The following is a 26942-nucleotide window of genomic DNA, read 5'->3' as shown; positions in this document are numbered from 1 at the left end:
ACTCCCCCCCCCCCCCCCCCCCCCCCCCCCCCCCCCCCCCCCCCCCACCCCAGCTCCCACAGTTGAACAACATTTCACATTGCGATCAGCGAATGCCCTCGGACCTCAGGGCTGCCGGGGTGTAGTCCGCCGCTTTCGCTGCGAAGCCGAACACGAAGCTGCTCTTCTCTTCGTTTTTCATGCCCAGGGCGATGTAGCGTCCGGCGATGAGGTCATACAGGGTTTCCACGGTGTAGGCCGGCACCTGATGGTCGTAGTAGAACTGTGCATGACCTTCGGCCACCCGCCACAGTTGGCCACGGCCGTCGTAGTGATCGACCAGCGCCACCTGCCAGCTGTCTTCGTCGATGTACATGTGGCGCTTGGCGTAGATGTGCCGCTCGCTAGGCTTGACCGTACCGACCACTTCCCACACGCGGTGCAGCTCATAGCGGGTGAGATCCTGGTTGATGTGGCCTGCCTTGATGATGTCGTCGTATTTGAGGGTTGGCTGGTCGAGCTTGTAGCTGTTGTAGGGAATGTACATCTCCTTCTTGCCCACCAACTTCCAGTCGTAGCGGTCCGGCGCGCCGGAGAACATGTCGAAGTTGTCCGAGGTGCGCAGGCCGTCGGACGCCGTGCCCGGCCCGTCATACGCCACTTGCGGCGCGCGACGCACGCGGCGCTGGCCGGCGTTGTAGATCCAGGCCAGGCGCGGTTCCTTCACTTGGTCGAGGGTCTCGTGCACCAGCAGCACGTTACCGGCCAGGCGCGCCGGCGCGGTCACCGACTGCTTGAAGAAGGTCAGCACGTTGGCGCCCTTGGCCGGGTCCATGTCCGGGATCAATTGCGGTACCGCCACCTCCTCTTCGAAGCGGATCGGGGTGTAGCTGCCGTTGGTCTGCGGGGTGGCCTGGGTGATGATGCGGCGCAGGTTGCCACCGTGGTAGCGGGTGATGTGGTTCCACAGCACCTCCACGCCGTTCTTCGGAATCGGGAACGCGTAGTAGCGGTTGCCGGTGAAGTTCTCCAGGCCGTTACCGTCGTTGATCGCGTGCACGTTCAAGGCGCTGCGCTTGATCGACTCGTAGATGTCCGCCGGCAGGTTGACCGTGCGATGGCTGGGGTAGACAGGGATCTTGTAGGTCTCAGGGTAACGCTTGAACATCGCTACCTGGCCGTCGGAGAGTTTGTCCTTGTACTTGTCGACGGTGGCTGCGGTGATCACGAACAGCGGTTTTTCGCTGGCGAACGGGTCGGCGAGAAAGCCCTTGCTGTCGACCGCACCGGCGTTTTTCGGGATGCCGCCGGTCCAGGCCGGGATCGAGCCATCGGCGTTGCCGGCTTTTTCCGAGCCCATGGGCGTCAAGGTGGTGCCGAGCTTGGCGGCTTCTTCAGGCGACACCGCCGCCATCACGTTGGCGGCCAACAGGCTGAGGGCCATCACCGCAAATATCTTACGCATAGAGTCTTATCCTTCTTTAAGCCAGATCAGAAGTTCGCGCCGAAGCTGAGGGCGATAAAGTCACGGTCGGTCAGGGTGTTGTAGTCACCGCCAAAAAAGTCGGTGTAGCTCAGGCTTGCGGTATAGGTGCTGCGGTAATCCGCATCCACCCCAACGCTGATGGCCTTGGCGCCTTTGTTGAACAGGCCGTTGGGGCCATAGCCGGCCACGTCATGGGACCAGGACAGGTTAGGCTTGAGGTTCACCCCGGCAATGGCGTTGTTGTAATCGAGGATCGCCCGGGCGCGGTAACCCCAGGAGTTGGCCGTGACGAAACCGTCGGTGTCACCCTGGAAACCGTAGGCGCCGTATACCGAGTCGCGGCCATAACGCAGTTTGGATTTGTCTTCCAGCCCGCCGACGTGCACGTAAGCCGCTTCGCCTACCAGTGTCAGACGTTCAGCGCCCAGCACCTGGTCGAAGAACTGGGTCATGGTGCTTTGAATCTGGGTGATTTCCTTGCGGCGGTAACCTTTGTTGTCGTCACCGAAGTTGCTGCGGATCGGCGAAGCCAGTTGCCCGGCGACCGGGTTGATCAGGGCCAGGGTCAGGTCGGTGGTGTTGAGTTGCACCGGAGCGTTGGGGCGGTAGCTGATCTCGCCGGTCCACGCCGTGCCGGTGGGCAAGGTGGTGGAGAAGCTGGCGCCGAACAGGCGGATATCTTCCGGGTAGTCGAGGTAATACTGGCCACGCCCGAGCATCAGGCTCTGGACCAGACCTGCGCCAGAGCCGGGCGCGAGACCATTGGCTGCACCGGCGATCGCACCGAGCCTGGCCAGGCTCGTGTTGTTGGTGATGGTGCCCACGGTCGGGGTGCGGCTGTGGTAGTTCATGAAATACAGGCCGTATTCCGTATCATCCCCCAACCAACGCAACGCCGTACCGAATTGGCCACTGTCACGGGCGTCGCGATCCTGTGCACGCTGCACGATCACCCCTTCGCGCGTCACTTGAAAGCCCTGCCCAAACGCGGCGGCGACGGGCTGCAACGGCGCAATCGCCGGGTTACCGACCGTGTAGTTGTCATTACAGCCATGGGCCGCCACATCCCCACCAAAGAATGTGCCGCAGTTATCCAGCACGGTGTTTTCCCAGTTCAACTGGTAGAAACCTTCCACTGTCAGCTGGTTGGTCAGGCTCTGGGAGGCGAACAGCATGTTCACCGGGATCAGCCCTTCCTTGATCTCTGCGCCTGGGCGACGGAACGCCGAAACGTCGATGGGGTTGATGCTATTGATGGAATTACCGATAAAGGTGCTCTCGCCCCAGCTGACCACTTGCTTGCCCAGCCGCACGTTGCCCGGTTGATCGCCGATGGAGTAATTGTGATAAACGAAGGCGTCGAGCAATTCATAGCCCGAAGAACGCGCGCCCTCGTCACGATGGTGGTTGCTGATCTGCTTGAACTCGCGGTCTTCGTCCTGCAACTCGAAGTCGTACCAGTACTTGCCGCGCACAAACACGCCGCTGTCACCGTACTTGAGTTCCAGGTCGTGAATGCCCTTGAAAATCTTGGAAAAGGTCTCGCCTTTCTTGAAGTTCAGGCGTCCGTCATCGCCGGTAGACGCCTGGCCAGTACCACCGTTGACGGTGCCCACCAGCTTCTTGTCGGCATCGCGCATGCCCCAGCTCGCGCCGACCGACAGCGAGGAGTCGAATTGCCCTTCGATCTCGCCAATGTTGAACGAAACAGCCTGCGCCTGGGCACAGCAACCCAGTGCAACCGCAGCCGCCAGCGCTTGCGGCGTGAAGATGGCGCGCATTGTTGTTTTTGTCATGCGTCTTCCCCGGTGAGTGACAGAAGGCCCCACCCTACTGCCGCGCATCAGGAGCGATAAGCGCACCAAAGGGGTATTCGTGCTGTCGCTCGAAAGGATTAACCGGCGCGCTGGCCGGGGTTTTGGCGGGGGCATGGACCAGGTGGATGGTGGGTTATCAGGGGGATGGATAGCACGCAAAGCAACTGTTGCCGATTCAGTAACAGTCCTTGTCCCGATCCGCTATTACTCATTCTGTTACAACCGACTATTCTTAGCGGGCTTTCAGGGCGAACCGCCCGCTTCCCCAGCCGGAAGAAAAGCTGGATTCAAATGGATTGATGCCTGTTTTCAATCTGTTATCGGTGTTCACTGACGTTGATTTGTTGCTCCTTGATCCAACGTCTTACTTCGGCCGCTGCCTTTGCAGCGGCCTTTTTTATGCCCAAAACAAAACGGGGCGCTATTCGCGCCCCGTGGGATTCAACAGCGTTCAAGCAACGATCAGAGGCTGAACTTCTGTAAGTTGGCCATCATCTCCTTCAATGCTTCGATGTTGTCCTTGGGATGAGCGGCGCCTTCGAAGTCGCAGATCTGTGCCCAATGCGCGGCCACATCGTCCGGCGAGAACCCCGCGTCCGGGTCGAAGCCCACGCCCAGGCTGCGTTCCCAACGGGTCTTGCCGATCCAGCCACCGCCCACTTCAAACAACCCCGACGTTTCCTGACAGGCCTCACTGCCCAGGTACACCACCAACGGGCTGACCAGTTCCGGCTTGAGCCGCTCGAACACTTGCGGCGGGATCAGGCCTTCGGTCATGCGCGTACCGCCCGTGGGAGCAATGGCGTTGACCAGGATGTTGTTCTTGCGCCCTTCCAGCGCCAGGGTGCGGGTCAGGCCATACAGGCCGAGCTTGGCCATGCCGTAGTTGGACTGGCCGAAGTTGCCGTAGATGCCGGAGGTGGACGCCGTGAAGATCACCCGGCCGTAAGCTTGTTCACGCAGGTGCGGCCAGGCGGCGCGGGTGACTTTGTAGGCGCCTTCGACATGCACCCGGTAAACCAGGTCCCAGTCGCTGTCGTCCATTTTGTGGAAGGTCTTGTCGCGCAGGATGCCGGCGTTGTTGACCACCACGTCGATGCGGCCGAAGGCGTCCAGCGCGTTCTGGACGATCTTGTCGCCATCGGTGACGGAATCATGGTTGGCTTCGGCAATGCCGCCTGCTTCGCGGATTTCGGCGACCACGCGGTCGGCAGCGGAGGCATTGGCGCCTTCGCCCTGGGTAGAGCCGCCCAGGTCGTTGACCAGCACTTTGGCCCCATGCCTGGCGAACAGCAGCGCATGGGCCCGGCCCAACCCGCCGCCGGCACCGGTGACGATCACGACCTTATCCTGGAACTGCACTGACTCACTCATACCGAACTCCGCTGGCGACAATGGGAATAGGTTGAGTGTCAGGCACAGGGCCTGCGGTCACAATAAAGTCAGCCAGGGCTGAATGGTGCTCGATAAGGCAGCGGGATGATTGTGCGAAGGTTCACGTATTTGGACGCTGGCTTATGTGGGAGCCGGGCTTGCCCGCGATGCAGGCACCTCGGTTTTTCAGTTGTACCCAGGTGATGCTATCGCAGGCAAGCCAGCTCCCACACAGGCCCGGCGATGCGCTCGCGAAACGCCAGGTAATGCTTGAGCACCTGCACCGGCGCCTCGATCTGCGGGTAATGACCAATGCCGGCCAGCAACACCGTGTCAGCGTGCGGCACCAACTGGTGATAACGCTCCACCATGTGCGCACCGGAGATCGGGTCGACCTCGCCGTCGATCACCCGCAAAGGCACGTCACCGCGCTGCATCGCCGCCACCCACCGCTCACGCTGGCGACGGCGCTGGGGAATGTAGGCGATCAGTTTGTGCAGGATGCGCGTGCCGTCGTTGCAATTGATCAGGCTCCAGAAGTCATCCAGAGCACTTTCGCTGGGCCGGGTGTGAGGCCCGAAAATCTGGCTGAAGCTGTCCGACAGCGCGTTGCGCCCGAAGGCGCGGCCGATCATCCACCCCAGGGGGCTGAGCAGCAGTTTCTGCACCAGGGCCGGGCGATGGGTTTCCGGAAACAAGCCACCGTTAAGGAACACACAACTGGCCATCTGAAACCGGCCTTCGTAGTGCCGCGCCAATAATTCCTGGGCGACGCTGTCACCATAATCATGGGCCAACACGTGCACCGGCTGCTCCACCCGCAAATGGTCGAGCAAGGCCTGTTGCAAGTCAGCCTGCTCCAGCAGGCAGTAGTCGTGATCCAGCGGCTTGGCGGACTCACCGAACCCCAGCATGTCGCACGCGATCACCAGGTTGCGCTGGGCCAGGGGTTGCCACAGGTAATGCCAGTCCCAGCTGGCGGTGGGGAAGCCATGAATCAACAGCAGCGGTTCGCCTTGCCCGGCCACCCAGTAACGGATCGTGCGGCCACGGAAGTCGAAGGCCTGGCTGCGTTTGCGCCAGGCTCTGAGCGGGATCTCGGCGAGTGGCATCAGCTTTTATACCCCGGGTCTTGGCTGTCCAGCTTACGCAGCAGCGCCGGCCAGGCCAGCGCGCCTCCCATGCCTTGCGCGCTCTTTGTGACAGCGGCCACCATCGCCTTGGCCCCGGCCAGAATCTGCGGCCCGATGGCGATCAGTTCCGCCCCACCGTTTTGCGCCAGCACCTGGATTTCGCAGGCGCGCTGGAAGGTGAACATCATCAGGAAGGTGTCGGCGATGGTGCTGCCGCAGGTGAGCAGGCCGTGGTTGTGCAGCATCAAAAAGCTGTTTTCGCCGAGGTCGGCCTGCAAGCGGGCTTTCTCTTCGTGGTTCAGCGCCACGCCTTCATAGGCGTGGTAAGCCAGGCTGGACAGCACGAAAATCGATTGCTGGCTGATCGGCAACACGCCCTGCTTCTGCGCAGCCACCGCCACACCTGCTGCGGTGTGGGTATGCAGTACGCACGTCACATCGTGGCGCACTTCATGGATGGCGCTGTGGATGGTGTAGCCCGCCGGGTTGATCTCGTAGGGGCTGTCCATCAGCTTGTTGCCGGCCTGGTCGACCTTGACCAGGCTCGATGCGGTGATCTCATGGAACATCAGCCCATAAGGGTTGATCAGGAAGTCATCGGTGCCCGGCACCTTGGCCGATATGTGAGTGAAGATCAGGTCGTCCCAGCCATGCATCGCCACCAGGCGATAACAGGCCGCCAAGTCGACACGGGCTTGCCATTCGGCAGCGCTGACTTGGGCTTTTACATTATGTGGCGTGAGAGCGGGGGCTAGGCTCACGGCAATGACCTCCTTGGCGCACTTCTTATTTATTGTTTTTTTAGTGATGGGCCAGTCTAGTCAGACACCCCAGCCGCCGTAGTTGCCTTGGCAGCCAGCTTGATGACCGTACGAGTCAGTCAGAAGAATAGTCCAAATGGCGTCAGAGAAGCGCCGCCAATAAAGGCACGGCAAACAGGTTAAGCAACCCCGTCAACACCATCACCAGGCCCGCCACCGAGCCCTCTTCGCCGCCCACTTCCCTCGCCCGGCTGACACCCGCGCCATGGGCGCCCACGCCAAACAGAGCGCCCCGCGCCAGCGGTGTGCGCAGTGGCAACCACTTGAGCAGCACACCGCCGAGCATGGCGCCGAACACACCGGTAAACATCACGAACACGGCGGTGAGTTCCGGCACGCCGCCGAGGTCGGAAGATACGGGCATGGCAAACGGTGTGGTGATGGAGCGCGGCACCAAGGACATCGTCACCGAGCTGTCCAGCGCCAACGCCTTGGCCAGGCCGAACGAGGTGGCGATGGACGCCGCGCTGCCTGCGACCATGCCCAACAGCAACGCCGACCAGTGACGTGCCAGCAAGCGGCGCTGTTGCCAGATCGGCACGGCGAACGCCACGGTAACCGGGCCCAGCACGAGCATCAGCCAATGGGTGTCGGCGGCGTATTCGGCGTAGGCGGTTTTCATCGGCACGGCCACCGCCAGTAACAGCACGGGTACCAGGATCAATGGCGACAGCAGATAGCGCCCGGTGCGGCGATAGATCCAGCGGCTGAAAATATAGGCACCCAGGGTCAGGGCGAGCCAGAACACCGGCATCAGCTCAAGCTTCACGGCGCATTCTCCAGCGGCACACCAGCTCGACGGTGAACGCGGTCACCAGCATCACCGCCAACGTGCTGAAGCCGATCACCAACAGGATGCGCCAGCCATCGTTGCGCAACAGGCCGCCGTAATCGAGCAGGCTCATCAAGGCCGGAATGAAGAACAGCAGCATCTCCGCCATCAACACCCCGGCGCCCAGTTGCAGGGCGGCCGGCTTGACCAGCCCACTGGCAAAGGTCGCCAGCAACAGGCCCAGGCCCACCACGCCGCCCGGGATTGGCCAGTTCAGCCACACGGCCAGTTCGCAGCCCAGCAGGTAGATGGCCAATAGCACGACCAGCTCAGTCAGCAGGCGGCCGAGATGTTTGAGGGTGAAACGTTTCATGGGCTTGGGTTCCTCGCAGAAGGCCATTTTAAAGAGGCCATGCCCATCCCCACAGCGAATTGTTAGACTGCCAACTATTCCAAACTGGAATTTGGCCCATGGAATTCAAACAGCTGCGCAGCTTTGTCGAAGTGATCCACCGAGGGGGTTTTACCCAGGCCGGTAAAACCCTGCACATCAGCCAATCGGCCGTGAGCAAACAGGTTGCGCAACTGGAGCAAAGCCTGGGCACGCCGTTGCTGGAGCGCACGGGCTCGCAGATCCGCCTGACCGCCGCGGGCGAGGTGGTGTTGCAGCGTGCCGAGGCCATGTTGCGCCTGCAGTCCGAATTGCTCAGCGAACTGGATGACATGCAGCAACTGACCCGTGGCGAGTTGCGCCTGGGCCTGCCGCTGCTGGCGGGGGACACGTTGTTTGCCGGGCTGTTTGCCGAATACCGCAGGCGCTACCCGAACGTCACCATCCAATTGCTGGAAGGCGGCAGCCGCACCATCGAGCAGGCGATCTTGAGTGGCGAACTGGACGTGGGTGGCAGCCTGATGCCGAGCGACCCGGCCTTTGCCTGGCAAGCCTTCTGCGATGAACCGCTGGATGCCCTGCTGCCGATGGACCACCCCTTGGCGGAAAACGCCCAGGTGCGCCTGGAAGAATTGGCCGACACGCCATTCCTGATGTACCAGCGCAGCTTTGTGTTGAACGATCGGTTGATGCAAGCCTGTCAGCAGCTGGGCTTCACCCCGAAGGAGATCGGCCGCAGCGGGCAGGCGGATTTTCTCGTGGCACTGGTGGCAGCCGGCCAGGGGGTGGTGCTGCTGCCCAGTGTGGTCGCCCGTGGGCTAGTGCGACCGGGGGTGGTGCGCCTGACGCTCAAGGCGCCGGACTATCTGCGCTGGGACATCGCCTTTATCTGGCGTGAGGGCGCCTATCTGTCGAAAGCCGCCCAGGCCTGGTTGGCGTTGCTGCGCGAGTTTCCGGTCAGCCGCGCAGTGCAGTGACCAACTCCGCCAGCCACGGCTCGGCATCGGCTTCGGGGGTCACGCTTTCGCTGGCGTCCAGGCGCAGCATTGGCAGCACTTCGCGCACGCCCAACTCGCCGAACAGCTCGCGCATTTGCTCGCCGCCGCCGCAGAAGGTATCGCCGTAGCTCGCGTCGCCCAAGCCGATCACGGCGCCAGGCAGGCCGCGCCAGGCGGCAGGCAGTTGGTCACGAATAGTCGAGTACAGCGGCTGCAGGTTGTCGGGCAGCTCACCCATGCCGGTGGTGGACGTCACCGCCAGGAACGCCTCGGGAGCGAAGGCCTGCACGTCGGCCAAGGTGGCGCGCGGGTTGTGCCAGGCTTCGAAACCGGCGGCGTTGAGGATGCCGGCGGCGTGGCGGGCGACTTCTTCTGCGGTACCGTACACCGAGCCGGAAAGGATGGCGACTTTCATCAATCTGATCCTGTAGTTGAGCGAAAGCGTGGGATATTAGCAGCTACCGCAAATGTTTCGGCGTGCGTCGTGCAACATTCAAGGCATGCCATAAACTCCACTTTTCAAACTCCAGCCATGGACCGCTCAATGATCAACGCCCAACTGATGCAAATGGTCATCAACGCTTCCAACGATGGCATCGTCATCGCAGAGCGCGAAGGCAAGGACAAACCGCTGATCTACGTCAACCCGGCGTTCGAGCGGATAACCGGCTATGGTGTGGACGACATCCTTTATCAGGATTGCCGCTTCCTGCAGTCGGGCGACCGTGACCAGCCCGCCTTGATCGCCATTCGCCAGGCCCTCGACAGCGGCGATTCCTGCCGGGAAACCCTGCGCAACTATCGCAAGGACGGCACCCCCTTCTGGAACGAGCTGTCGATTTCGACGGTGTATAACGAGGCCGACAGGCAGACCTACTTTGTGGGCGTGCAAAAAGACGTGACCACGCAGGTCAAGGCGCAGCAGCGCGTTGCGCAGTTGGAGGCACAAGTGGCCGAATTGAAAGACCAGTTGGCGGCCCTTCAGGCGACGAGCGGAACCAACAAATTGTAGAAAACGCGGCCTTTAGAGCGATAATGGCTTTTTAATGTCTCACCGTGAGCACCCTCATGCATCGCGACGCTCTACTGACCCAGGACGAACTGGACTTCATCCAGAACATGCAGCACAACCCGCAGCTCAACCTGCGGGACGCATCGTCGAGCCTGACCGTCAACGGCGGCGCGCAGATCCGTGACTTGCTCACCCGGCTGGCCGCTCACGACCACCTCACCATCCAGGCACAATTCGACAACCAGCAACTCACCTTCCCCCTGCATCTGGTGGAGGATGAGTTTCACGCGGTGCATTTGCGCCTGGGCGTGCCGAGCATTTTTGAAGATGGGCCGATGATCCGCCCGTGGCGGCTGGCACTGGAAACCCCGGTGGCACTGGAGAACGTCAAGGGCAACCTGGGCGCGCTGTGGGTGCACGAGGTGTCATTCAAGGGTGTGTTGGTGGAAATTCGTGGCCGGATCAAACCACCGAAAACCTTTTCGCTGTGGTTCAGCCCTTCCGGCTACGAACGCATCGCACTGCGCGGCACGCTGGAGCGGGAAACCGCCCGGGGTTTGTTCGCCTATCGCCTGAGCCAGGGCGATGCGGATGAGACCGAGCGCCTACGCCAGTTCATCCTGCATCAGCACCGTTTGGTGCATCCACAGGTGCACGCCTGAGATCAGGTATCCAGCTGACCGCTGAGAAACTGCTGCAAGCGACGCTGCATCAGCCGTGCGTCGTTGCCCAGGCAGCCAATCGACGAGCCCATCAGGCTCGCCTCTGCCAAGTCTGATGCATCACCGGCCAGCAGCAGCGGGCAATCCAGCGTCATGGCGAGGCGCTTGAGGCGCAACGGCAACTCACTGCCAGGAAAACGATTGGAAAACATCACCAGCGCCTGGGGCCGGGTCTTTTCGCAGACCAGCGTCAGCTCATCGAAGGGCTGACCAACCCCCAGGACTTTGACCGCGAGGTTTTCCGTCGACATCAACAAGCCTGCAACCAACAACTCCAGCTCGCGGCACTCCCCGGCGATGGCGGATAACAGCACCCTGGGCGCAGGCGTTGCCGTCGCCATTTGCAGGCGTTGCGCGGTACGTGAGCGCAGGAAGTTGTCGAAGAACAGCCACTCGCTGGCCTGGCCGAAGTCACCATGGTGACGCAGCAATTGCTGCCACAGCGGCATCAGGATGTCCTGGAACACCACGGCCATGGAGTAGGCCGAGAAAATCTGGCCGTATAGGCGGTCAAGCTGGCGGTCATCGAATGCACTGATGGCCTGGCGCAATTGCACTTGCCATTGGCTCCACTCCATCTCGGTATCGATGCGCGATGTGCTGGTTGGCGCGCTGCGCAACTCATCCCGCGCCAGGATCTTGCTCACCTTGCTCACCGCTACGCCGCGCTCGATCCAGTCGAGAATGCGGTGCACGGTGTCGATATCGCTGCTTGAGTACAGCCGATGCCCACTTTCGGTGCGCACGGGCTGGATCAGCCCGTACCGTCGCTCCCACGCACGCAATGTGACCGGGTTGACGCCGGTCAGCCTTGCGACTTCGCGAATCGGAAACAACACCACGTCGTCAGCCTGGCTGTCTTGTGTGGTTTCACGCTGTGGGGCAATGATTTCGGGCATCTGGAGTCGGAAACAGCCGTGCAAATGTGGATCCTATTTAACGCCGATTGCCGTCGTCGATTCAAGGTCTGCGGCGATCTGTCCGAAGTCTCTGGCGTATTTGGGCAAAACAGGAATAATCCTTGCCTGTTTTTACGTAGCAGCCCCACCCGGCCGCTACGTTTGTGCGCCGCCTACCCGGCCCAGCGCACCTGATTACTTGGAGATACACAATGTCTACCTCACCCGTCACCCTGATGGTTGCGCGCCGCGTGGCCAAAGGGCGCTATGAAGAATTGATGAGCTGGCTGCGCGAAGGCGAACAACTGGCCACCGACTTCCCTGGTTACCTGGGCTCAGGCGTGCTTGCCCCGCCGCCCCACGACGACGAATTCCAGATCATTTTCCGCTTTGCCGACGAAAAGACCCTGCATGCCTGGGAGTTTTCCGCCTCCCGCAGCGCCTGGCTGGGTCGTGGCAGTGAGCTGTTTGCCGACCCGTCAGAGCATCGCGTGAGCGGCATTGATGGCTGGTTTGGCGCAGCAGGTTCACGACCACCGCGCTGGAAGCAGGCGGTGGCGATCTGGCTGGCGTTTTTCCCGGTGTCGCTGATTTTCAACTTTGTACTGGGCCCGTTGCTCGGCGAGTTGGACCTGGCTCCCCGCGTATTGGTCAGCACCCTGGCACTCACGCCATTGATGGTTTACCTGTTCATTCCGCTGTCGACTCACCTGCTGGCCAGCTGGCTGCATCCCGCACCCGCACCTCGCAAGGCTACTGAAGCCGCCGCGTGAGTACAGGGGGCGCGGTCGCTGGTATGATTTGAGCCTGCCAGCGAATCGAGTCCCCCATGATTGCAACAGACGCCCCGATCCTGATCACCGGTGCCGGCCAGCGTGTCGGCCTGCATTGTGCCGAGCGCCTGCTGGATGACGGCCACTCGGTGATTTTCAGCTACCGCAGCGAACGCCCTGGCGTACACGCCCTGCGCGAGCGTGGCGCCGTGGGCGTGTTTGCCGACTTCTCCAGCGAGGCCGGGATCCTGGCCTTTATCGCTGAGCTGAAGACTCACACCGACAGCCTGCGCGCGATCATCCACAACGCCTCGGCGTGGGTTGCAGAAGCCCCAGGCGACGAGAGCCAAGCGTTTAGCGACATGTTCGGCGTGCACATGCTTGCGCCCTACCTGATCAACCTGCATTGTTCACCCTTGCTGCAACGCTCGACACCGGCAGACATCGTGCACATCAGCGATGACGTGGTGCGCAAGGGCAGCCGCCAGCACATCGCCTACTGCGCCACCAAGGCCGGGCTCGACAGCCTCACGTTGTCGTTCGCCGCGCAGTTCGCGCCGCTGATCAAGGTCAACGGCATTGCCCCGGCGATGGTGATGTTCAACGAGGGCGACGACGCGGCCTACCGCGCCAAGGTGCTGGCCAAGTCGGCCCTGGGCATCGAGCCCGGGCCCGAAGTGATCTACCAGAGCGTGCGTTACCTGCTGGATAACCCTTATGTCACTGGTACCACCCTGACCGTCAACGGCGGGCGGCATATCAAGTAAGCCGTTTGTGAGGATGTTGTATGACCTTGTCCCTGCCCCAACACTACCGCGAGATCCTCAAGAGCCTGGGCGAAGACCCGGAGCGCGAAGGGTTGCTCGACACGCCCAAGCGCGCCGCCAAGGCCATGCAGTATCTGTGTCATGGCTACGAGCAGAACCTGGAAACCATCGTCAACGGCGCACTGTTCACCTCCGATAACGACGAGATGGTGATCCTCAAGGACATCGAGCTGTACTCACTGTGTGAGCATCACCTGCTGCCCTTTATCGGCAAGGCCCACGTGGCCTACATTCCGACGGGCAAGGTGCTGGGCCTGTCGAAGCTGGCGCGCATTGTCGACATGTATGCACGGCGCCTGCAGATCCAGGAGAACCTCACGCGGCAAATCGCCGACGCCATCCAGAGCGTCACCCAGGCGGCCGGCGTGGCGGTGGTGATTGAGGCGCAGCACATGTGCATGATGATGCGCGGCGTGGAAAAACAGAATTCAACCATGAACACCTCGGTGATGCTCGGCGCGTTCCGCGAGTCGAACACCACGCGCATGGAGTTCCTGCAACTGATTGGACGGAGCAAGTAGCAATGCCACAACTTCAACCAGGCATGGCGCGCATCCGGGTCAAGGACCTGTGCCTGCGTACGTACATCGGCATCAACGAGGATGAGATCCTCAACAAGCAGGACGTGCTGATCAACCTGACCATCCTGTATGCCGCGCAGGAAGCCGTGCGCGACAACGATATCGACCACGCGCTGAACTACCGCACCATCACCAAAGCCATCATTGCCCACGTCGAAGGCAACCGCTTTGCCCTGCTGGAGCGCCTGACCCAGGAGCTGCTGGACCTGGTGATGAGCAACGAGTCTGTGCTGTATGCCGAAGTCGAAGTGGACAAGCCCCATGCGCTACGCTTTGCCGAATCGGTGTCGATTACCCTGGCGGCCAGCCGCTAACCCCTGAGATTTGCGTGAGCCCTATGAACGATCAACAACGCCTCGAACTCGAAGCCGCCGCCTTCCGCCGGCTGGTGGCCCACCTGGACAGCCGCAAGGATGTGCAGAACATCGACCTGATGAACCTCTCCGGTTTCTGCCGCAACTGCTTGTCCAAGTGGTACAAGGCCGAGGCCGACGAACGCCACATCGAGCTGAGCCTCGATGACGCCCGCGAAGTGGTGTACGGCATGCCGTATGCCGAGTGGAAAGCCCACTACCAGAAAGAAGCCAGCGCTGACCAACAGGCGGCGTTTGCCAAAGGAAAAACCCATGACTGATTTGAATGCCCTGCGTGCCAGCCTCAACAGCGGCGAACATGTATTTGCCGACACCCTGGCTTTTGTAGCCGCGGGTTACGACTACCAGCCGCAAGCCTTCACCAACGGCGATGTTGAAAATGCCGCCGGCCAGAACGAGGGTTCGTGCAAGACCTTGGGTTTGGCACTGCTGGAAGGTTTGAGCGATCAGGAAGCGCTGCTGGCGTTTGGTGAGCATTACCGTTCGGTGGTGGCCACGCCGGAGGGAAGCGATCACGGCAATATTCGTGCGCTGATCGCGCACGGCCTGGCCGGTGTGAAGTTCACCGCACAGCCCCTGACCCGCCGCTGATTCAACAACGGAACACTGTCAATGTGGGAGCCGGGCTTGCCCGCGATGGCGGTGGTGGCTGACACACCGCTATCGCAGGCAAGCCAGCTCCCACATTTGTCTTGTGGTGTTAATTGGATCGCGGGCACAAAAAAACCGGCCTCTCAGCCGGTTTTTTTATTTCAACGGGTTTAGAACGAAGCGTCCTTCAACCCATCAAGGTAACGCTCGGCATCCAGGGCCGCCATGCAGCCGGCGCCGGCCGAGGTGATGGCCTGGCGGTACACGTGGTCAGCCACGTCACCGGCGGCGAAGATGCCTTCGATGTTGGTAGCAGTGGCGTTGCCTTCACGGCCGCCCTGCACCACCAGGTAGCCGTCTTTGGCTTCCAGCACACCTTCGAACAGCGACGTGTTCGGGGTGTGGCCGATGGCGATGAACACGCCGTCGACTTTCAGCTCGTCGAAGCTGCCGTCGTTGTTTTTCAGGCGGGCACCGGTCACGCCCATGTTATCGCCCAGGACTTCGTCCAGCGTGGCGTTGAGCTTGAGGATGATCTTGCCTTCAGCGACACGGGCGTGCAGCTTGTCGATCAGGATCTTCTCGGCGCGGAAGGTCTCGCGACGGTGAACCAGGGTCACGGTGCTGGCGATGTTGGCCAGGTACAGCGCCTCTTCCACCGCGGTGTTACCACCACCGACCACAGCCACCGGCTTGTTGCGGTAGAAGAAACCGTCGCAGGTCGCGCAGGCCGAAACGCCCTTGCCCATGAACGCTTCTTCCGACGGCAGGCCCAGGTAGCGGGCGCTGGCGCCGGTGGCGATGATCAGTGCGTCACAGGTGTAGACGCCGCTGTCACCGGTCAGGCTGTAAGGCTTCTTGGAGAAGTCGACCTGGTTGATGTGGTCGAACACGATCTCGGTTTCGAAGCGCTCGGCGTGCTCTTTCATGCGTTCCATCAGCACCGGGCCGGTCAGGCCGTGGACGTCGCCCGGCCAGTTGTCGACTTCGGTGGTGGTGGTCAACTGACCGCCCGCCTGCATGCCGGTGATCAACAACGGCTTGAGGTTGGCCCGGGCAGCGTAGACGGCAGCGCTGTAACCGGCAGGGCCGGAACCGAGAATAATCACTCGCGAATGACGGGTATCAGACATGACTCACTCCTATCGACCACCCGGGCAACAGGGCGGCTGGAATAAAAAAGGACTGCGAAGCACTTGGGGAAGGCTTGAACTCGCACGTCCTGAAAATAATGGGTGCAGCGTATAGAGGGGGGCAAGATTAAGGAAATACGGAATAACAATCCAGCTCATAGGTGGTCTCTATGCTGTCGACCTAGTTGATCGATGGGTTTGTTACTGCTGATGTCGTGGCTTTCGCCTGTGAAGCAAAGCCGGTAAGGTCGGCGCGTTCGTCCCTCTGCTCGGAGTTCTCCATGCCCGCCCCTGCTCTTTCCGGCCCGCAATACCTGCGTGAAGGCCTCAAACTGGTGTTGAGCCCTGGCCTGCGCCTGTTTGTGCTGCTGCCGCTGGCAATCAACCTGGTGCTGTTCGTCGGCTTGATCTATTTCGCCGGCCACCAGTTCAGCTTGTGGGTCGACCATTTGATGCCGACGCTGCCCAGTTGGCTGGGTTTTCTGAATTACCTCTTGTGGCCGCTGTTTGTGGTGCTGGTGGTGTTGATGGTGTTTTTCACCTTCACCATGCTGGCCAATATCATCGCCGCGCCGTTCAACGGTTTTCTCTCGGAGAAAGTTGAGGTGGTGGTGCGCGGCACGGATGACTTCCCGGCCTTCAGCTGGGGTGAACTGATCGCCATGGTGCCGCGCACCCTGGCCCGGGAAATGCGCAAGCTGGGCTACTTCCTGCCACGGGCCATCGGCCTGTTTATCCTGTCGTTCATCCCGGTGGTCAACCTGGTCGCCGCGCCGCTGTGGCTGTTGTTCGGCGTGTGGATGATGGCGATCCAGTACATCGACTACCCGGCCGACAACCACAAGCTGGGCTGGAACGAAATGCTCGCCTGGCTGCGCCAGAAGCGCTGGCAGAGCATGAGCTTCGGCGGGATCGTCTACTTGGTGTTGCTGGTGCCGGTGGTGAACCTGCTGATGATGCCGGCGGCAGTGGCCGGGGCCACGCTGTTCTGGGTACGCGAACAGGGTGCCGAGGCGATGGCACAGCAGCAAAAAGTGACCCCGTCATAAATCCATCATCTGGAAGACACAATGACGACATGGCCCACGGTGACACTGTGGGTCATGACGACAGCCTCGCTTCACATCACCCTCATTACCGAAACCTTCCCGCCAGAGATCAACGGGGTGGCCAACACCCTTGGCCGCCTGTGCGAGGGTTTGCGCGCGCGCGGCCATCAAGTCGAGCTGGTGCGCCCACGCCAGGGCAGTGACCAGAGCCGCCCCAGCGACGATGAATTGCTGCTGTGTCGTGGCTGGCCATTGCCGGGTTACCCCGGCCTGCAATGGGGCCAGTCGTCGATGCACAAGTTGCTCAGGCGCTGGACGCGCCAGCGCCCGGATGTGCTGTATATCGCCACGGAAGGGCCGTTGGGCTTGTCTGCCCTGCGCGCAGCCAGGCGCCTGGGCATCAGCGTGGTCAGTGGATTTCACACCAATTTCCAACAGTATTCCAACCAATACGGTTTGAGTGTGTTGAGCCGGATGGTCACCCATTACTTGCGCTGGTTTCACAACCGCTCGACCTTGACCCTGGTGCCGAGTGCCAGTCAGCGCCTGGAACTGGAGCGTCGGCATTTCGAGCGTTTGGGCATGCTGTCGCGCGGTGTCGACAGCCAGCTGTTCCACCCGGCAAAACGCGATAACGCGCTGCGTGAAAGCTGGGCCTTGAACGACGAGCAAACCGCTGTGTTGTATGTAGGTCGATTGGCGCAGGAAAAGAACCTGGGACTGCTCAAGCGTTGCTTCGAGACGTTGCAAGACACCTACCCTATGCGCCAGATGAAACTGATCATCGTCGGCGATGGGCCGCAACGGGCCATCATGGAGAAGGAACTGCCCGAGGCAATCTTCTGCGGCACCTTGCGCGGTGAAGCGCTGGCGCGGCATTACGCGTCAGGTGACGTGTTCCTGTTTCCCAGCCTGACGGAAACCTTTGGCAATGTGGTGCTGGAAGCGATGGCGTCGGGTTTGGGAGTGGTGGCCTATGACCAGGCCGCAGCGACCCAGCATATTCGCCATGGCTACAACGGCGTGCTGGCGATGCCGGGGGACGAAGATGCGTTCTGCGATGCCGCCAACTGGCTGCTCGAAGACGCCGAAAGCCTGCGCCGCATGCGCCTCAATGCCCGGCAACATGCCAGCCGTCAGGGCTGGCCGGCGATTATCGAGCAGTTTGAGCAGCAGTTACGAGGTGTGTGCCAGGGAGAGTTCGTTGCTCCGCCGTTACCGTCCCCACGCTGATTCGTCGACAGCGCACGTCGTCCACTTCACCACTCAGCGGCTACAGCCGACGGTTTACGTGACAGCCATTCGGAATAGGCAATAGTCATTGTCTGAGTCGCCGCTATCAAACTGCATATGTCGGGAACGCCGCTCCGATTATGGCCACCCATAACTCACCTGCCTGGTGAAGGTGGGCACCCCATAATCTGAAAGAGTTTTTTATGTCGACACACATCAGCGCAGCAGCGACTCACAGCAATTGGCACTTCAGCACTCCAGGGACTACGGGCAATCCAGCGCAAACGCCCGAGGCACACCACCCGCAACAGTGGCATCGCCCGCGCCCATCCCGGCCGGATTACCCACATACCCGGCCCCTCTCCAACGCCCAACGGGCCTGATCACACCAATGTGGTCAACGCCTCACGACTGAACGGCAGGATGTCACCCTCGCGCCCTTCGCGCACCTTCACCGCCCAATCCGGGTCCACCAGCAGGGCTCGGCCCACGGCAACCAGGTCAAACTCGTCGTTATTCAAACGCTCCAGCAACTTCTCCAGACTGGCGGGTTGCGCGACCTTATCGGTATTGACCATGAACTGCAGGAACTCGCCATCCAGGCCGACGCTGCCCACGGTGATGGTCGGCTTGCCAGTGAGCTGACGGGTCCAGCCGGCCAGGTTGAGGTCGGAACCTTCGAATTCCGGCTCCCAGAAACGGCGAGTGGAGCAGTGGAAAATATCCACACCCGCGTCAGACAACGGCTTGAGGAACTCACCCAGCGCCTCAGGGGTTTGCACCAGGCGTGCGGTGTAGTCCTGCTGCTTCCACTGGGAGAATCGGAAGATGATCGGAAAATCCGGGCCGACGGCGGCACGGGTGGCCTTGATCAGTTCGATGGCAAAACGCGAGCGATTGGCCAGGCTGCCACCGTATTCGTCGGTGCGCTGGTTGCTGCCTTCCCAGAAGAACTGGTCCACCAGGTAGCCGTGGGCACCGTGGATCTCCACGCCGTCCATGCCGATGCTCTGGGCATCCTTGGCGGCCTGGGCGAAGGCGTTGATCACGTCCTTGATGTCTTGCGTGGTCATGCCGTGGACGACCACATTGCCGTCCTTGAGTTTTTCCATTGGGCCGTAGGCCGGCACGCTGGCATCAGGCTCGGTACCGATACGGCGCACGCTGCCCACGTGCCACAACTGCGGGACGATCTTGCCGCCCTCGGCGTGCACGGCGTCGACCACTTTCTTCCAACCGGCCAAGGCAGCTTCGCCGTAGAAGTGCGGCACATTCGGGTAGCCATTGGAAGCCTGGTGGCCGACCACAGTACCTTCGGTGATGATCAGTCCCACGCCGGCAGCGGCGCGACGACGGTAGTACTCGATCACTTTGGAGTTAGGCACGCCACCCGGAGAGAACGAGCGGGTCATCGGCGCCATCACGACACGGGTCGACAGTTGCAATGCGCCGAGCTGGAAGGGTTTGAACAAGGCTTGCACAGGCATGGGAGCACTCCACGTCAGAGGGATTTATGATGTGGATAATATGGAGAGTGCAACGTGTTGGATAGCACTATTGATTTGGGTGATTAAGGGGTAAAAGCGGCGCAAGCTCTGTAGGAGCCGGCTTGCCGGCGATAGCATCCGCAAGTACGCAGCAAGACTTGCTGGCCTCATCGCCGGCAAGCCGGCTCCTACAGCGAGGGTTTCAGCTCAGGGCTTTTTCGATGGCCTGGACAATCGTTGGATCATCTGGCGCGGTACGCGGCGAGAAGCGCGCAAGCACGCGGCCATCCTTGCCCAGCAGGAATTTTTCAAAGTTCCAGGTGATATCGCCTGGAAACTCAGCGCCCTCGCCCGCCAGCAAACGGTACAACTGATGACGGTCATGGCCATTGACGTCGAGCTTGCTGCCCAGAGGGAATGTCACGCCGTAGTTCAAGCCGCAGAACTCGCGGATCTCCTCTTCGGTGCCTGGCTCCTGGCCGGCAAACTGGTTGCACGGCAGGCCAAGCACGGTAAACCCCTGGTCCTTGTATTGCTGGTAGAGGTTTTCCAAAGCCGCGTATTGCGGGGTCAAACCACATTTGGAGGCCACATTCACCACCAGCACTACTTGCCCCTTGAAGGGCGCCAGCGGTAGCTCTTGTCCGTCCAAAGCTTTGAGTTTCAGGTCGTGGAAAGCACTCATGACGAACTCCAGATATCCCATGTTCTTCGCATTGCGGCGCTTCGAGATTACAACCCGCAAGCCTGCAATCATAGCCGTCGATTGCAAAACTCGCCTGCGGGTTACTGAGCGGTCGGCCAGGGCAGAATCGGAATCGCGGTCACCGCGTTTTGCGGGCTGCCTTCGATCAAACGGTCGCTGTACACCAGGTAAACCAGGGTGTTGCGCTTCTTGTCGAGGAAGCGCACCACTTGCATGGTCTTGAACACCAGGGAGGTGCGCTCCTTGAACACTTCATCGCCGTCCTTGAGCTCGCCCTTGAAGCGGATCGGGCCCACCTGGCGGCAGGCAATCGAGGCTTCGGCGCGGTCTTCAGCCAGGCCCAGGCCGCCTTTAACGCCACCGGTCTTGGCGCGCGACAGGTAACAGGTCACGCCGTCGACCTTGGGGTCATCGAAGGCTTCGACGACGATCCGGTCGTTGGGGCCGACAAATTTGAACACGGTCGACACCTGGCCGATTTCTTCGGCCGAGGCCAGCAGCGGCATGGCCAGCAGCAGGCCAAGTAATCCCTTCATTACGCGCATCGTGTATTCCTTTGGTTAGACCAGGATCAGGTTGTCGCGGTGAACCAGTTCCGGTTCCGCCATGTAACCCAATAGTCCGACAATCGCATCGGACGATTGTCCAATGATTTTCTGGGCTTCCAGGGCGCTGTAGTTGGCCAGGCCACGGGCGATCTCACGACCATCCGGCGCAACGCACACCACCATCTCACCACGCCGGAAGCTGCCCTGCACCAGCTTGACGCCGACCGGCAGCAGGCTCTTGTTGCCTTGGGACAATGCAGACACCGCACCATCGTCCAGCACTAGGGTGCCCCGGGTTTGCAGGTGACCGGCCAGCCATTGTTTGCGCGCCGCCAGCATGCCGCGTTCCGGCGACAGCAGCGTGCCGATGCGCTCGCCGGCCTTGAGGCGGTCCAGCACGCGCTCGATGCGCCCACCGACGATGATCGTGTGCGCGCCGGAACGTGCAGCCAGGCGCGCTGCACGAAGCTTGGTCTGCATGCCGCCACGGCCCAGGGCACCGCCGACGCTGCCGGCCACGGCGTCCAGGGCCGGATCGTCGGCGCGGGCTTCGTAGATCAACTGGGCATCGGGGTTGTTGCGTGGGTCAGCGTCAAACATGCCATCGCGGTCGGTGAGGATCACCAACAAGTCGGCTTCCACCAGGTTGGCCACCAGGGCGGCCAGGGTGTCGTTGTCGCCAAAGCGGATTTCGTCGGTGACCACGGTGTCGTTTTCGTTGATCACCGGGATGACTTTCAGTTCTACCAGCGCGCGCAGGGTACTGCGGGCATTGAGGTAGCGCTTGCGGTCGGACAGGTCGTCGTGGGTCAGCAGGATCTGCGCCGTGTGGCGGCCGTGCTCGGCAAAGCTGGATTCCCAGGCTTGCACCAGGCCCATCTGGCCGATGGCGGCGGCGGCTTGCAGTTCGTGCATCGCGCTGGGTCGCGCGGTCCAGCCGAGGCGGCTCATCCCGGCAGCAACCGCCCCGGACGACACCAGCACCAACTCCACACCGGCCTCATGCAAGGCCACCATCTGCTCAACCCAGACGCCCATGGCTGTGCGATCCAGACCTTTGCCATCCGCCGTCAACAGCGCACTTCCGATCTTTACGACCCAGCGCTGCGCACCTGTCACTTTGCTCCGCATCATCTTCAACCTTAGATTGAGGGCTGCGCGACCCAGCGCGGCCCATAACGTTAAACCCGGATACTAAAACGCCGCTCTAAAAGGAGCGGCGTTCAAGTTTACTGCAACGAATCAGTCGCGCACGTAAATGATTTCCGGACCGTCTTCATCATCCACGTCTTCTTCGTCCCAATCGTCGTCGCCGATGTCATGGACCGACTTCACGCCGCTGCGGCGCAGGGCACGCTGGTCGTCCAGGGCCTGCAGCTGGGCGCGGGCTTCGTCTTCGATGCGCTGGTCGAGTTCGGCCAGTTCGGCCTTGAACACCGGGTCGGCCGCCAGGCGGTCGGCGCGGTCTTCCAGGTAGCGCATGATGTCGCGGGTCAGGCGCTCAGTGCCTTCTTTGGCGATGGCCGAGATCACGTAGACCGGGCCTTCCCACTCCAGGCGGTCGACGATTTCCTTGACGCGCGCCTCGTGCTCTTCTTCGAGGATCTGGTCGCATTTGTTCAGTACCAGCCAGCGATCACGCTCCGCCAGGGACGGGCTGAACTTGGTCAGCTCGCTGACGATCACTTCAGCGGCGTCCGGTGCGCTGGTGTCATCCAGCGGCGCCATGTCCACGAGGTGCAGCAGCAGACGGGTGCGGGACAAGTGCTTGAGGAAGCGAATCCCCAGGCCTGCACCATCGGAAGCACCTTCGATCAGGCCGGGAATGTCGGCGATCACGAAGCTTTTCCAACGGTCGACGCTGACCACGCCCAGGTTTGGCACCAGGGTGGTGAACGGGTAGTCGGCGACTTTCGGCTTGGCGGCCGAAACCGAGCGAATGAACGTACTTTTACCGGCGTTCGGCAAGCCCAGCAGGCCCACGTCAGCCAGTACTTTCATTTCCAGCTTCAGGTCACGCTGCTCACCCGGCTTGCCAGGTGTGGTCTGGCGCGGCGCACGGTTGGTACTGGACTTGAATCGGGTGTTACCCAGACCGTGCCAGCCACCTTGCACAACCATCAGCTTCTGGCCGGCCTTGGTCAGGTCGCCGATCACTTCCTGGGTAGCGGAGTCGATGATCGTGGTGCCGACCGGTACACGCAGTACCAGGTCTTCGCCTTTCTTGCCGGTGCAGTCGGTGCTGCCGCCGTTGGAGCCACGCTCGGCATCGAAGTGCCGGGTGTAACGGTAGTCGACCAGGGTGTTGAGGTTTTCGTCGGCCATCATGTAGATGGAACCGCCGTCACCACCGTCGCCGCCGTTCGGGCCACCGTTTTCGATGAATTTTTCGCGACGGAAACTCATGCAACCGTTACCGCCGTCGCCTGCTTTTACTCGGATGGAAACTTCATCAACGAACTTCATAACAAAACGCCTCTCGTCGCATGGACGAGCTTAAGAAACCAAGACATAAGACTCTTGCAAAAATGAGCGTAGCGACCTCAAGCAACCGCCGCAAATCCGGCGGCTTGCGTCCATTACAAACAGCTTTGCAAGAGACTCACCCCACAAACGAAAAAGCCCCGTCGCAAGACAGGGCTTTTCCAGCGATCTCGCAATTAAGCTGCGACAACGCTCACGTAACGGCGGTTGAACGCGCCTTTTACTTCAAACTTGATCACGCCTTCGATTTTCGCGAAGAGAGTGTGATCTTTACCCATGCCTACACCGTAACCGGCGTGGAATTGGGTGCCGCGCTGACGCACGATGATGTTGCCCGGAATGATTTTCTGGCCGCCATACATCTTCACGCCAAGGCGTTTGGCTTCTGAGTCGCGACCGTTACGGGTACTACCACCAGCTTTTTTGTGTGCCATGAGTCAATTCTCCTAGTGAGGAATTAGGCTGAAATTAAGCCTGAATACCGGTGATTTTGATCTCGGTGTACCACTGGCGGTGGCCCATACGCTTCATGTGGTGCTTACGACGACGGAACTTGATGATGCGGACTTTATCGTGACGACCTTGGGAGATCACTTCAGCCACAACGGTAGCGCCAGCAACAACTGGAGCGCCGATGTTCACGTCATCGCCATTGGCGACCAACAGAACGCGATCAAAAGTCACGGATTCGCCAGTAGCGACTTCCAGTTTTTCGATCTTCAGGTATTCACCTGGGGCGACCTTGTATTGCTTGCCACCAGTAACAATTACTGCGTACGACATGGTATTTCTCCGATAATCCTGCTCACCCAGCGCTTTATAAGAAAAGGTATTGGCTGGCATGGCTGCATGGGATGGACGTCCCGAATGCAATTGCGTAAGGCAGGTGCTGCCCAGGAAGTTCAGGGTGCGCGATTGTACGCAAGCCAACATCGTGTTGCAAGGGGCCGTCTATCGCGCCTTGACACCCGGGGGTGAGGGTCCTAGCATGCCGCGCAACCCTTCTGGAGCGACTGTCGCTGATGCAACCCCAAGCTTTCTACCGCGCGGTCGCGGACGATTTTAGCGCCGTCGACGGCATCATCAAGCAGCAGCTGACGTCTAAAGTGCCGCTGGTCTCCAAAATTGGCGACTACATTACGTCGGCGGGCGGCAAACGCCTGCGTCCTTTATTAGTGTTGCTGTGCGGCAAGGCCCTGGGCCGTGAGGGCGATGACCTGCGCCTCTTGGCCGCCACCATTGAGTTCCTGCATACCGCTACCCTGCTGCATGACGACGTAGTCGACATGTCCGGCATGCGCCGTGGCCGCGAGACCGCCAACGCAATGTGGGGCAACGCCCCTAGCGTTTTGGTGGGTGATTTCCTCTATTCGCGCTCCTTCGAAATGATGGTCGAGCTGGGCTCGATGCCGGTGATGAAGATTCTTTCACAGGCCACACGTATCATCGCCGAGGGCGAAGTGTTGCAGCTGTCGAAGGTCCGCGACGCCAGCACCACCGAAGAAACCTATATGGAAGTGATTCGCGGCAAAACCGCGATGCTCTTCGAAGCCTCGACCCACAGTGCCGCCGCATTGTGTGGTGCCACCGCCGAACAGGCCGAAGCGCTGCGCACCTTTGGCGACCACCTGGGCGTGGCGTTCCAGCTGGTGGACGACCTGCTCGACTACCGTGGCGATGCCGAAACCCTGGGCAAGAACGTCGGTGACGACCTGGCCGAAGGCAAGCCGACCCTGCCGCTGATCTACACCATGCGCGAAGGCACGCCAGAACAGGCTGCGCTGGTGCGCAAAGCGATCCAGAAAGGCGGGATCGAAGACCTGGAGGCCATTCGTGCCGCCGTAGAGGCTTCGGGCTCTCTGGATTACACCGCTCAATTGGCACGCGATTTCGTCGCCCGTGCCATCCAGTGCCTGGAAGTGATTCCAGCCAGCGAATACCGGGATGCCCTGGTTGAGCTGAGTGAATTTGCGGTAGCCCGCACTCACTGACCCGGCCCCATGTAGGAAAGGGCTTGTGTGGGAGCGGGCTTGCTCGCGAAAGCGGTGTATCAGTAAGTATATGTGCTGACTGAGTCCCGCTTTCGCGAGCCAGCCCGCTCCCACATTTAGTTTGTATTGCCAGCTCAAGACTGCGTCCTCCCTCGCAATAAACCCTATATAATGTGCGCCCTTTAGCCATCCTGACTCTCAAGGAGCCTTAGTGAGCACGTTGCCACCCTGCCCGAAATGCAATTCCGAATACACCTACGAAGACGGCGCCCAGCTGATCTGCCCGGAATGCGCCCATGAGTGGTCCGCCAACGGCGAGACCGAAGCGGCCGGCGATGAAACCGTGAAGAAAGACTCCGTCGGCAATGTGCTGCAGGACGGCGACACCATTACCGTGATCAAGGACCTCAAGGTCAAGGGCACCTCCCTGGTGGTCAAGGTTGGCACCAAGGTCAAGAACATCCGCCTGTGCGACGGCGACCACGATATCGATTGCAAGATCGACGGTATCGGCCCGATGAAGCTCAAGTCCGAGTTCGTGCGCAAGGTCTGAACCTGCTGCTTCCATCCCGCGCCCGTCGCGGGATGGCGTTTCGCTCTCCCCGTTGATCCCGCGCAATATCCACACAGAAAAATCCAGAATCCGCCAATAGGCACTTGCTATTCCACGAATAAGAATTATTCTCATTGAAACTCATCAAGGAGAATGACTCATGACGTATTTGATCGATGCCTGGCTGGATCGCCCACACCCTTACCTGCGGATCCTGCATCGGGAAACCGGTGAAGTCTGTGCGGTACTGGAAGAAGAAGCGCTGAATGAACTGCAGGACCAGGGCGACCTGGACGTGAACGGCCTGAGTTCCAGTGAGCCTGGGGTGCTGAAAGAGGTCGTGCGTAATCTGTTTCTGTTCTGCTATGCCCGAGCATTGCGCCCGGCCACGGAGTTGAATGGCAAGTTCCATCCATGAAGCAAACTGTACGGTCTTTGGGAATGGGCTTTATGTGGGAGCGGGCTTGCTCGCGAAGCGGACAACACGGTGTATCAGACAGACCGCGTTGATGCATTCGCGAGCAAGCCCGCTCCCATACAAGCCCAACACCCGCAGTAATCAGCAGGTCTTACAGAACGTCGAGCAGCTCGACGTCAAACACCAGAACGCTGTGCGGCGGGATGCTACCAACGCCTTGAGCGCCGTAAGCCAGTTCACTCGGCACGTACAGGCGCCATTTGCTGCCGGCATTCATCAGTTGCAGGGCTTCGGTCCAGCCAGCGATCACGCCGCCGACCGGGAATTCTGCAGGCTGGCCGCGCTCGTAGGAGCTGTCGAACACAGTGCCGTCGATCAGGGTGCCGTGGTAGTGAGTACGCACTTGGTCTTCACGGGTCGGCTTGGCGCCAGTACCGGCAGTCAGCACTTCAAATTGCAGGCCGGAAGCCAGGGTGGTGATGCCATCACGCTTGGCGTTTTCAGCCAAAAATGCCAGGCCAGCGCCAGCGGCCGCTTCAGCCTTGGCAGCCGCTTCGGCTTGCATGATTTCGCGGATGACCTTGAAGCTGGCAGCCATTTGCTCTTGGTCGACACGGCTTGGCTTGCCGGCGAAAGCGTCGGTCAGGCCGGCCAGGATCGCGTCGATGCTCACGCCCGGTGGCGGGTTGTCGCGCAGTTGGTCGCCCAGTTGGCGGCCAATACCGTAGCTGACGCGGGTTTCGTCGGTGGACAGATTAACTTCGGACATGAAGGTGCTCCGCTGTAGGAA

At 60.8% G+C, this 26942-nt stretch carries 32 protein-coding genes; 14 read left to right on the top strand and 18 right to left on the bottom strand.

The annotated features are described in order from the left end of the window. Positions 1-85: 85 nt before the first annotated feature. From AC07SU_RS07115 to AC07SU_RS07085, 7 genes are all read right to left on the bottom strand, one after another. Positions 86-1444, bottom strand: coding sequence for a DUF1329 domain-containing protein (locus AC07SU_RS07115; protein WP_176996968.1), 1359 nt, complete (start codon positions 1442-1444; stop codon positions 86-88). A gap of 26 nt (positions 1445-1470) precedes the next feature. Next, on the bottom strand, positions 1471-3261 hold the full coding sequence (locus AC07SU_RS07110; protein WP_494996596.1) for a DUF1302 domain-containing protein: 1791 nt from the start codon (positions 3259-3261) through the stop codon (positions 1471-1473). Between the two features lie 483 nt (positions 3262-3744). After that, a complete protein-coding gene (locus AC07SU_RS07105) occupies positions 3745-4656 on the bottom strand; it encodes an SDR family oxidoreductase (RefSeq protein ID WP_494996595.1) in 912 nt (303 codons plus the stop codon). A gap of 206 nt (positions 4657-4862) precedes the next feature. Beyond that, positions 4863-5768: an alpha/beta fold hydrolase gene (locus AC07SU_RS07100; protein WP_494996594.1), complete on the bottom strand. Its 906-nt coding sequence runs from the start codon at positions 5766-5768 to the stop codon at positions 4863-4865. Further along, positions 5768-6550, bottom strand: coding sequence for a class II aldolase/adducin family protein (locus AC07SU_RS07095; protein ID WP_494996593.1), 783 nt, complete (start codon positions 6548-6550; stop codon positions 5768-5770). The genes AC07SU_RS07100 and AC07SU_RS07095 overlap by 1 nt, the downstream gene beginning before the upstream one ends. A gap of 142 nt (positions 6551-6692) precedes the next feature. Then, on the bottom strand, positions 6693-7379 hold the full coding sequence (locus AC07SU_RS07090) for an LrgB family protein (protein ID WP_176996963.1): 687 nt from the start codon (positions 7377-7379) through the stop codon (positions 6693-6695). Beyond that, positions 7369-7755 carry a CidA/LrgA family protein gene (locus tag AC07SU_RS07085; protein ID WP_176996962.1) on the bottom strand — a complete coding sequence of 129 codons (387 nt, stop codon included), beginning with the start codon at positions 7753-7755 and terminating at the stop codon, positions 7369-7371. The genes AC07SU_RS07090 and AC07SU_RS07085 overlap by 11 nt, the downstream gene beginning before the upstream one ends. A gap of 98 nt (positions 7756-7853) precedes the next feature. Between AC07SU_RS07085 and AC07SU_RS07080 the strand changes: the two genes are divergently transcribed. After that, on the top strand, positions 7854-8750 hold the full coding sequence (locus AC07SU_RS07080) for a LysR family transcriptional regulator (protein ID WP_494996592.1): 897 nt from the start codon (positions 7854-7856) through the stop codon (positions 8748-8750). Here AC07SU_RS07080 and AC07SU_RS07075 read toward each other — a convergent pair. After that, positions 8731-9186, bottom strand: a complete 456-nt coding sequence (locus tag AC07SU_RS07075) for a flavodoxin (RefSeq protein ID WP_016971066.1) — start codon at positions 9184-9186, stop codon at positions 8731-8733. The genes AC07SU_RS07080 and AC07SU_RS07075 overlap by 20 nt on opposite strands. Positions 9187-9315: 129 nt before the next feature. Between AC07SU_RS07075 and AC07SU_RS07070 the strand changes: the two genes are divergently transcribed. Together AC07SU_RS07070 and AC07SU_RS07065 are read left to right on the top strand one after the other, a co-directional pair. Beyond that, positions 9316-9783, top strand: coding sequence for a PAS domain-containing protein (locus AC07SU_RS07070; protein WP_494996591.1), 468 nt, complete (start codon positions 9316-9318; stop codon positions 9781-9783). A gap of 56 nt (positions 9784-9839) precedes the next feature. After that, complete coding sequence (locus tag AC07SU_RS07065) at positions 9840-10445, top strand: hypothetical protein (protein WP_494996590.1); 606 nt, start codon at positions 9840-9842, stop codon at positions 10443-10445. Between the two features lie 2 nt (positions 10446-10447). Here AC07SU_RS07065 and AC07SU_RS07060 read toward each other — a convergent pair whose 3' ends face one another. Further along, entirely contained in the window at positions 10448-11404 is a 957-nt protein-coding gene (locus AC07SU_RS07060; RefSeq protein ID WP_494996589.1) for a MerR family transcriptional regulator, read from the bottom strand. Positions 11405-11616: 212 nt separating this feature from the next. On the opposite strand from AC07SU_RS07060, the gene AC07SU_RS07055 reads away from it, so the two are divergent. Genes AC07SU_RS07055 through AC07SU_RS07030 form a run of 6 tightly spaced genes read left to right on the top strand, consistent with a single transcriptional unit; the run spans position 11617 to position 14550 of the window. Then, entirely contained in the window at positions 11617-12177 is a 561-nt protein-coding gene (locus AC07SU_RS07055; RefSeq protein ID WP_176996956.1) for a putative antibiotic biosynthesis monooxygenase, read from the top strand. 56 nt (positions 12178-12233) lie between these two features. Next, a complete protein-coding gene (gene folM, locus AC07SU_RS07050) occupies positions 12234-12944 on the top strand; it encodes a dihydromonapterin reductase (protein ID WP_494996588.1) in 711 nt (236 codons plus the stop codon). Positions 12945-12964: 20 nt separating this feature from the next. Then, the gene (folE, locus tag AC07SU_RS07045) at positions 12965-13525 is read left to right on the top strand and encodes a GTP cyclohydrolase I FolE (RefSeq protein WP_176996954.1); all 561 of its coding nucleotides are present in this window, start codon (positions 12965-12967) and stop codon (positions 13523-13525) included. Between the two features lie 2 nt (positions 13526-13527). Beyond that, positions 13528-13899: a dihydroneopterin triphosphate 2'-epimerase gene (gene folX / locus AC07SU_RS07040; protein ID WP_003176029.1), complete on the top strand. Its 372-nt coding sequence runs from the start codon at positions 13528-13530 to the stop codon at positions 13897-13899. Positions 13900-13922: 23 nt separating this feature from the next. After that, on the top strand, positions 13923-14219 hold the full coding sequence (locus tag AC07SU_RS07035; RefSeq protein WP_176996953.1) for a DUF1244 domain-containing protein: 297 nt from the start codon (positions 13923-13925) through the stop codon (positions 14217-14219). Then, complete coding sequence (locus tag AC07SU_RS07030; protein WP_312493766.1) at positions 14212-14550, top strand: HopJ type III effector protein; 339 nt, start codon at positions 14212-14214, stop codon at positions 14548-14550. The genes AC07SU_RS07035 and AC07SU_RS07030 overlap by 8 nt, the downstream gene beginning before the upstream one ends. A 170-nt stretch (positions 14551-14720) precedes the next feature. Here the strand turns inward: AC07SU_RS07030 and trxB are convergent, their stop codons facing one another. Further along, entirely contained in the window at positions 14721-15683 is a 963-nt protein-coding gene (trxB, locus tag AC07SU_RS07025; protein WP_010206474.1) for a thioredoxin-disulfide reductase, read from the bottom strand. Between the two features lie 281 nt (positions 15684-15964). On the opposite strand from trxB, the gene cysZ reads away from it, so the two are divergent. Together cysZ and AC07SU_RS07015 are read left to right on the top strand one after the other, a co-directional pair. After that, positions 15965-16732, top strand: coding sequence for a sulfate transporter CysZ (cysZ, locus tag AC07SU_RS07020; RefSeq protein ID WP_494996587.1), 768 nt, complete (start codon positions 15965-15967; stop codon positions 16730-16732). A gap of 54 nt (positions 16733-16786) precedes the next feature. Continuing rightward, positions 16787-17965: a glycosyltransferase family 4 protein gene (locus AC07SU_RS07015; protein ID WP_494996685.1), complete on the top strand. Its 1179-nt coding sequence runs from the start codon at positions 16787-16789 to the stop codon at positions 17963-17965. Positions 17966-18348: 383 nt separating this feature from the next. Here AC07SU_RS07015 and AC07SU_RS07010 read toward each other — a convergent pair whose 3' ends face one another. From AC07SU_RS07010 to rplU, 7 genes are all read right to left on the bottom strand, one after another. Next, on the bottom strand, positions 18349-19452 hold the full coding sequence (locus tag AC07SU_RS07010; RefSeq protein ID WP_494996586.1) for an NADH:flavin oxidoreductase: 1104 nt from the start codon (positions 19450-19452) through the stop codon (positions 18349-18351). A gap of 202 nt (positions 19453-19654) precedes the next feature. Next, entirely contained in the window at positions 19655-20137 is a 483-nt protein-coding gene (locus tag AC07SU_RS07005) for a glutathione peroxidase (protein ID WP_494996585.1), read from the bottom strand. 101 nt (positions 20138-20238) lie between these two features. Then, positions 20239-20703 (bottom strand): CreA family protein, encoded by a 465-nt coding sequence (locus AC07SU_RS07000; protein WP_015885841.1) that lies wholly within the window; start codon positions 20701-20703, stop codon positions 20239-20241. Positions 20704-20718: 15 nt separating this feature from the next. Next, a complete protein-coding gene (proB, locus tag AC07SU_RS06995) occupies positions 20719-21837 on the bottom strand; it encodes a glutamate 5-kinase (RefSeq protein ID WP_494996584.1) in 1119 nt (372 codons plus the stop codon). A 111-nt stretch (positions 21838-21948) separates the two neighbouring features. After that, on the bottom strand, positions 21949-23172 hold the full coding sequence (gene cgtA / locus AC07SU_RS06990) for an Obg family GTPase CgtA (protein ID WP_176996947.1): 1224 nt from the start codon (positions 23170-23172) through the stop codon (positions 21949-21951). Positions 23173-23366: 194 nt separating this feature from the next. Next, the gene (rpmA, locus tag AC07SU_RS06985; RefSeq protein WP_003176049.1) at positions 23367-23624 is read right to left on the bottom strand and encodes a 50S ribosomal protein L27; all 258 of its coding nucleotides are present in this window, start codon (positions 23622-23624) and stop codon (positions 23367-23369) included. A gap of 34 nt (positions 23625-23658) precedes the next feature. After that, on the bottom strand, positions 23659-23973 hold the full coding sequence (rplU, locus tag AC07SU_RS06980; RefSeq protein ID WP_007950961.1) for a 50S ribosomal protein L21: 315 nt from the start codon (positions 23971-23973) through the stop codon (positions 23659-23661). Positions 23974-24212: 239 nt separating this feature from the next. Between rplU and AC07SU_RS06975 the strand changes: the two genes are divergently transcribed. The 3 genes from AC07SU_RS06975 (at position 24213) to AC07SU_RS06965 (ending at position 26152) form a co-directional block, all read left to right on the top strand. Continuing rightward, the gene (locus AC07SU_RS06975) at positions 24213-25181 is read left to right on the top strand and encodes a polyprenyl synthetase family protein (protein WP_176996946.1); all 969 of its coding nucleotides are present in this window, start codon (positions 24213-24215) and stop codon (positions 25179-25181) included. A 211-nt stretch (positions 25182-25392) separates the two neighbouring features. Further along, on the top strand, positions 25393-25734 hold the full coding sequence (locus AC07SU_RS06970) for a zinc ribbon domain-containing protein YjdM (protein WP_017735022.1): 342 nt from the start codon (positions 25393-25395) through the stop codon (positions 25732-25734). A gap of 160 nt (positions 25735-25894) precedes the next feature. Continuing rightward, the gene (locus AC07SU_RS06965) at positions 25895-26152 is read left to right on the top strand and encodes a PA4570 family protein (RefSeq protein WP_003194088.1); all 258 of its coding nucleotides are present in this window, start codon (positions 25895-25897) and stop codon (positions 26150-26152) included. A 151-nt stretch (positions 26153-26303) separates the two neighbouring features. On the opposite strand, the gene bamJ is transcribed toward AC07SU_RS06965, so the two are convergent. After that, a complete protein-coding gene (gene bamJ / locus AC07SU_RS06960) occupies positions 26304-26921 on the bottom strand; it encodes a BamJ family beta-barrel-assembly machinery protein (RefSeq protein ID WP_106578202.1) in 618 nt (205 codons plus the stop codon). Positions 26922-26942: the final 21 nt, after the last annotated feature.

The sequence above is a fragment of the Pseudomonas sp. GW821-FHT05H12 genome (genome assembly GCF_059419385.1).
This window is presented reverse-complemented; position numbering and strand designations above follow the sequence as displayed.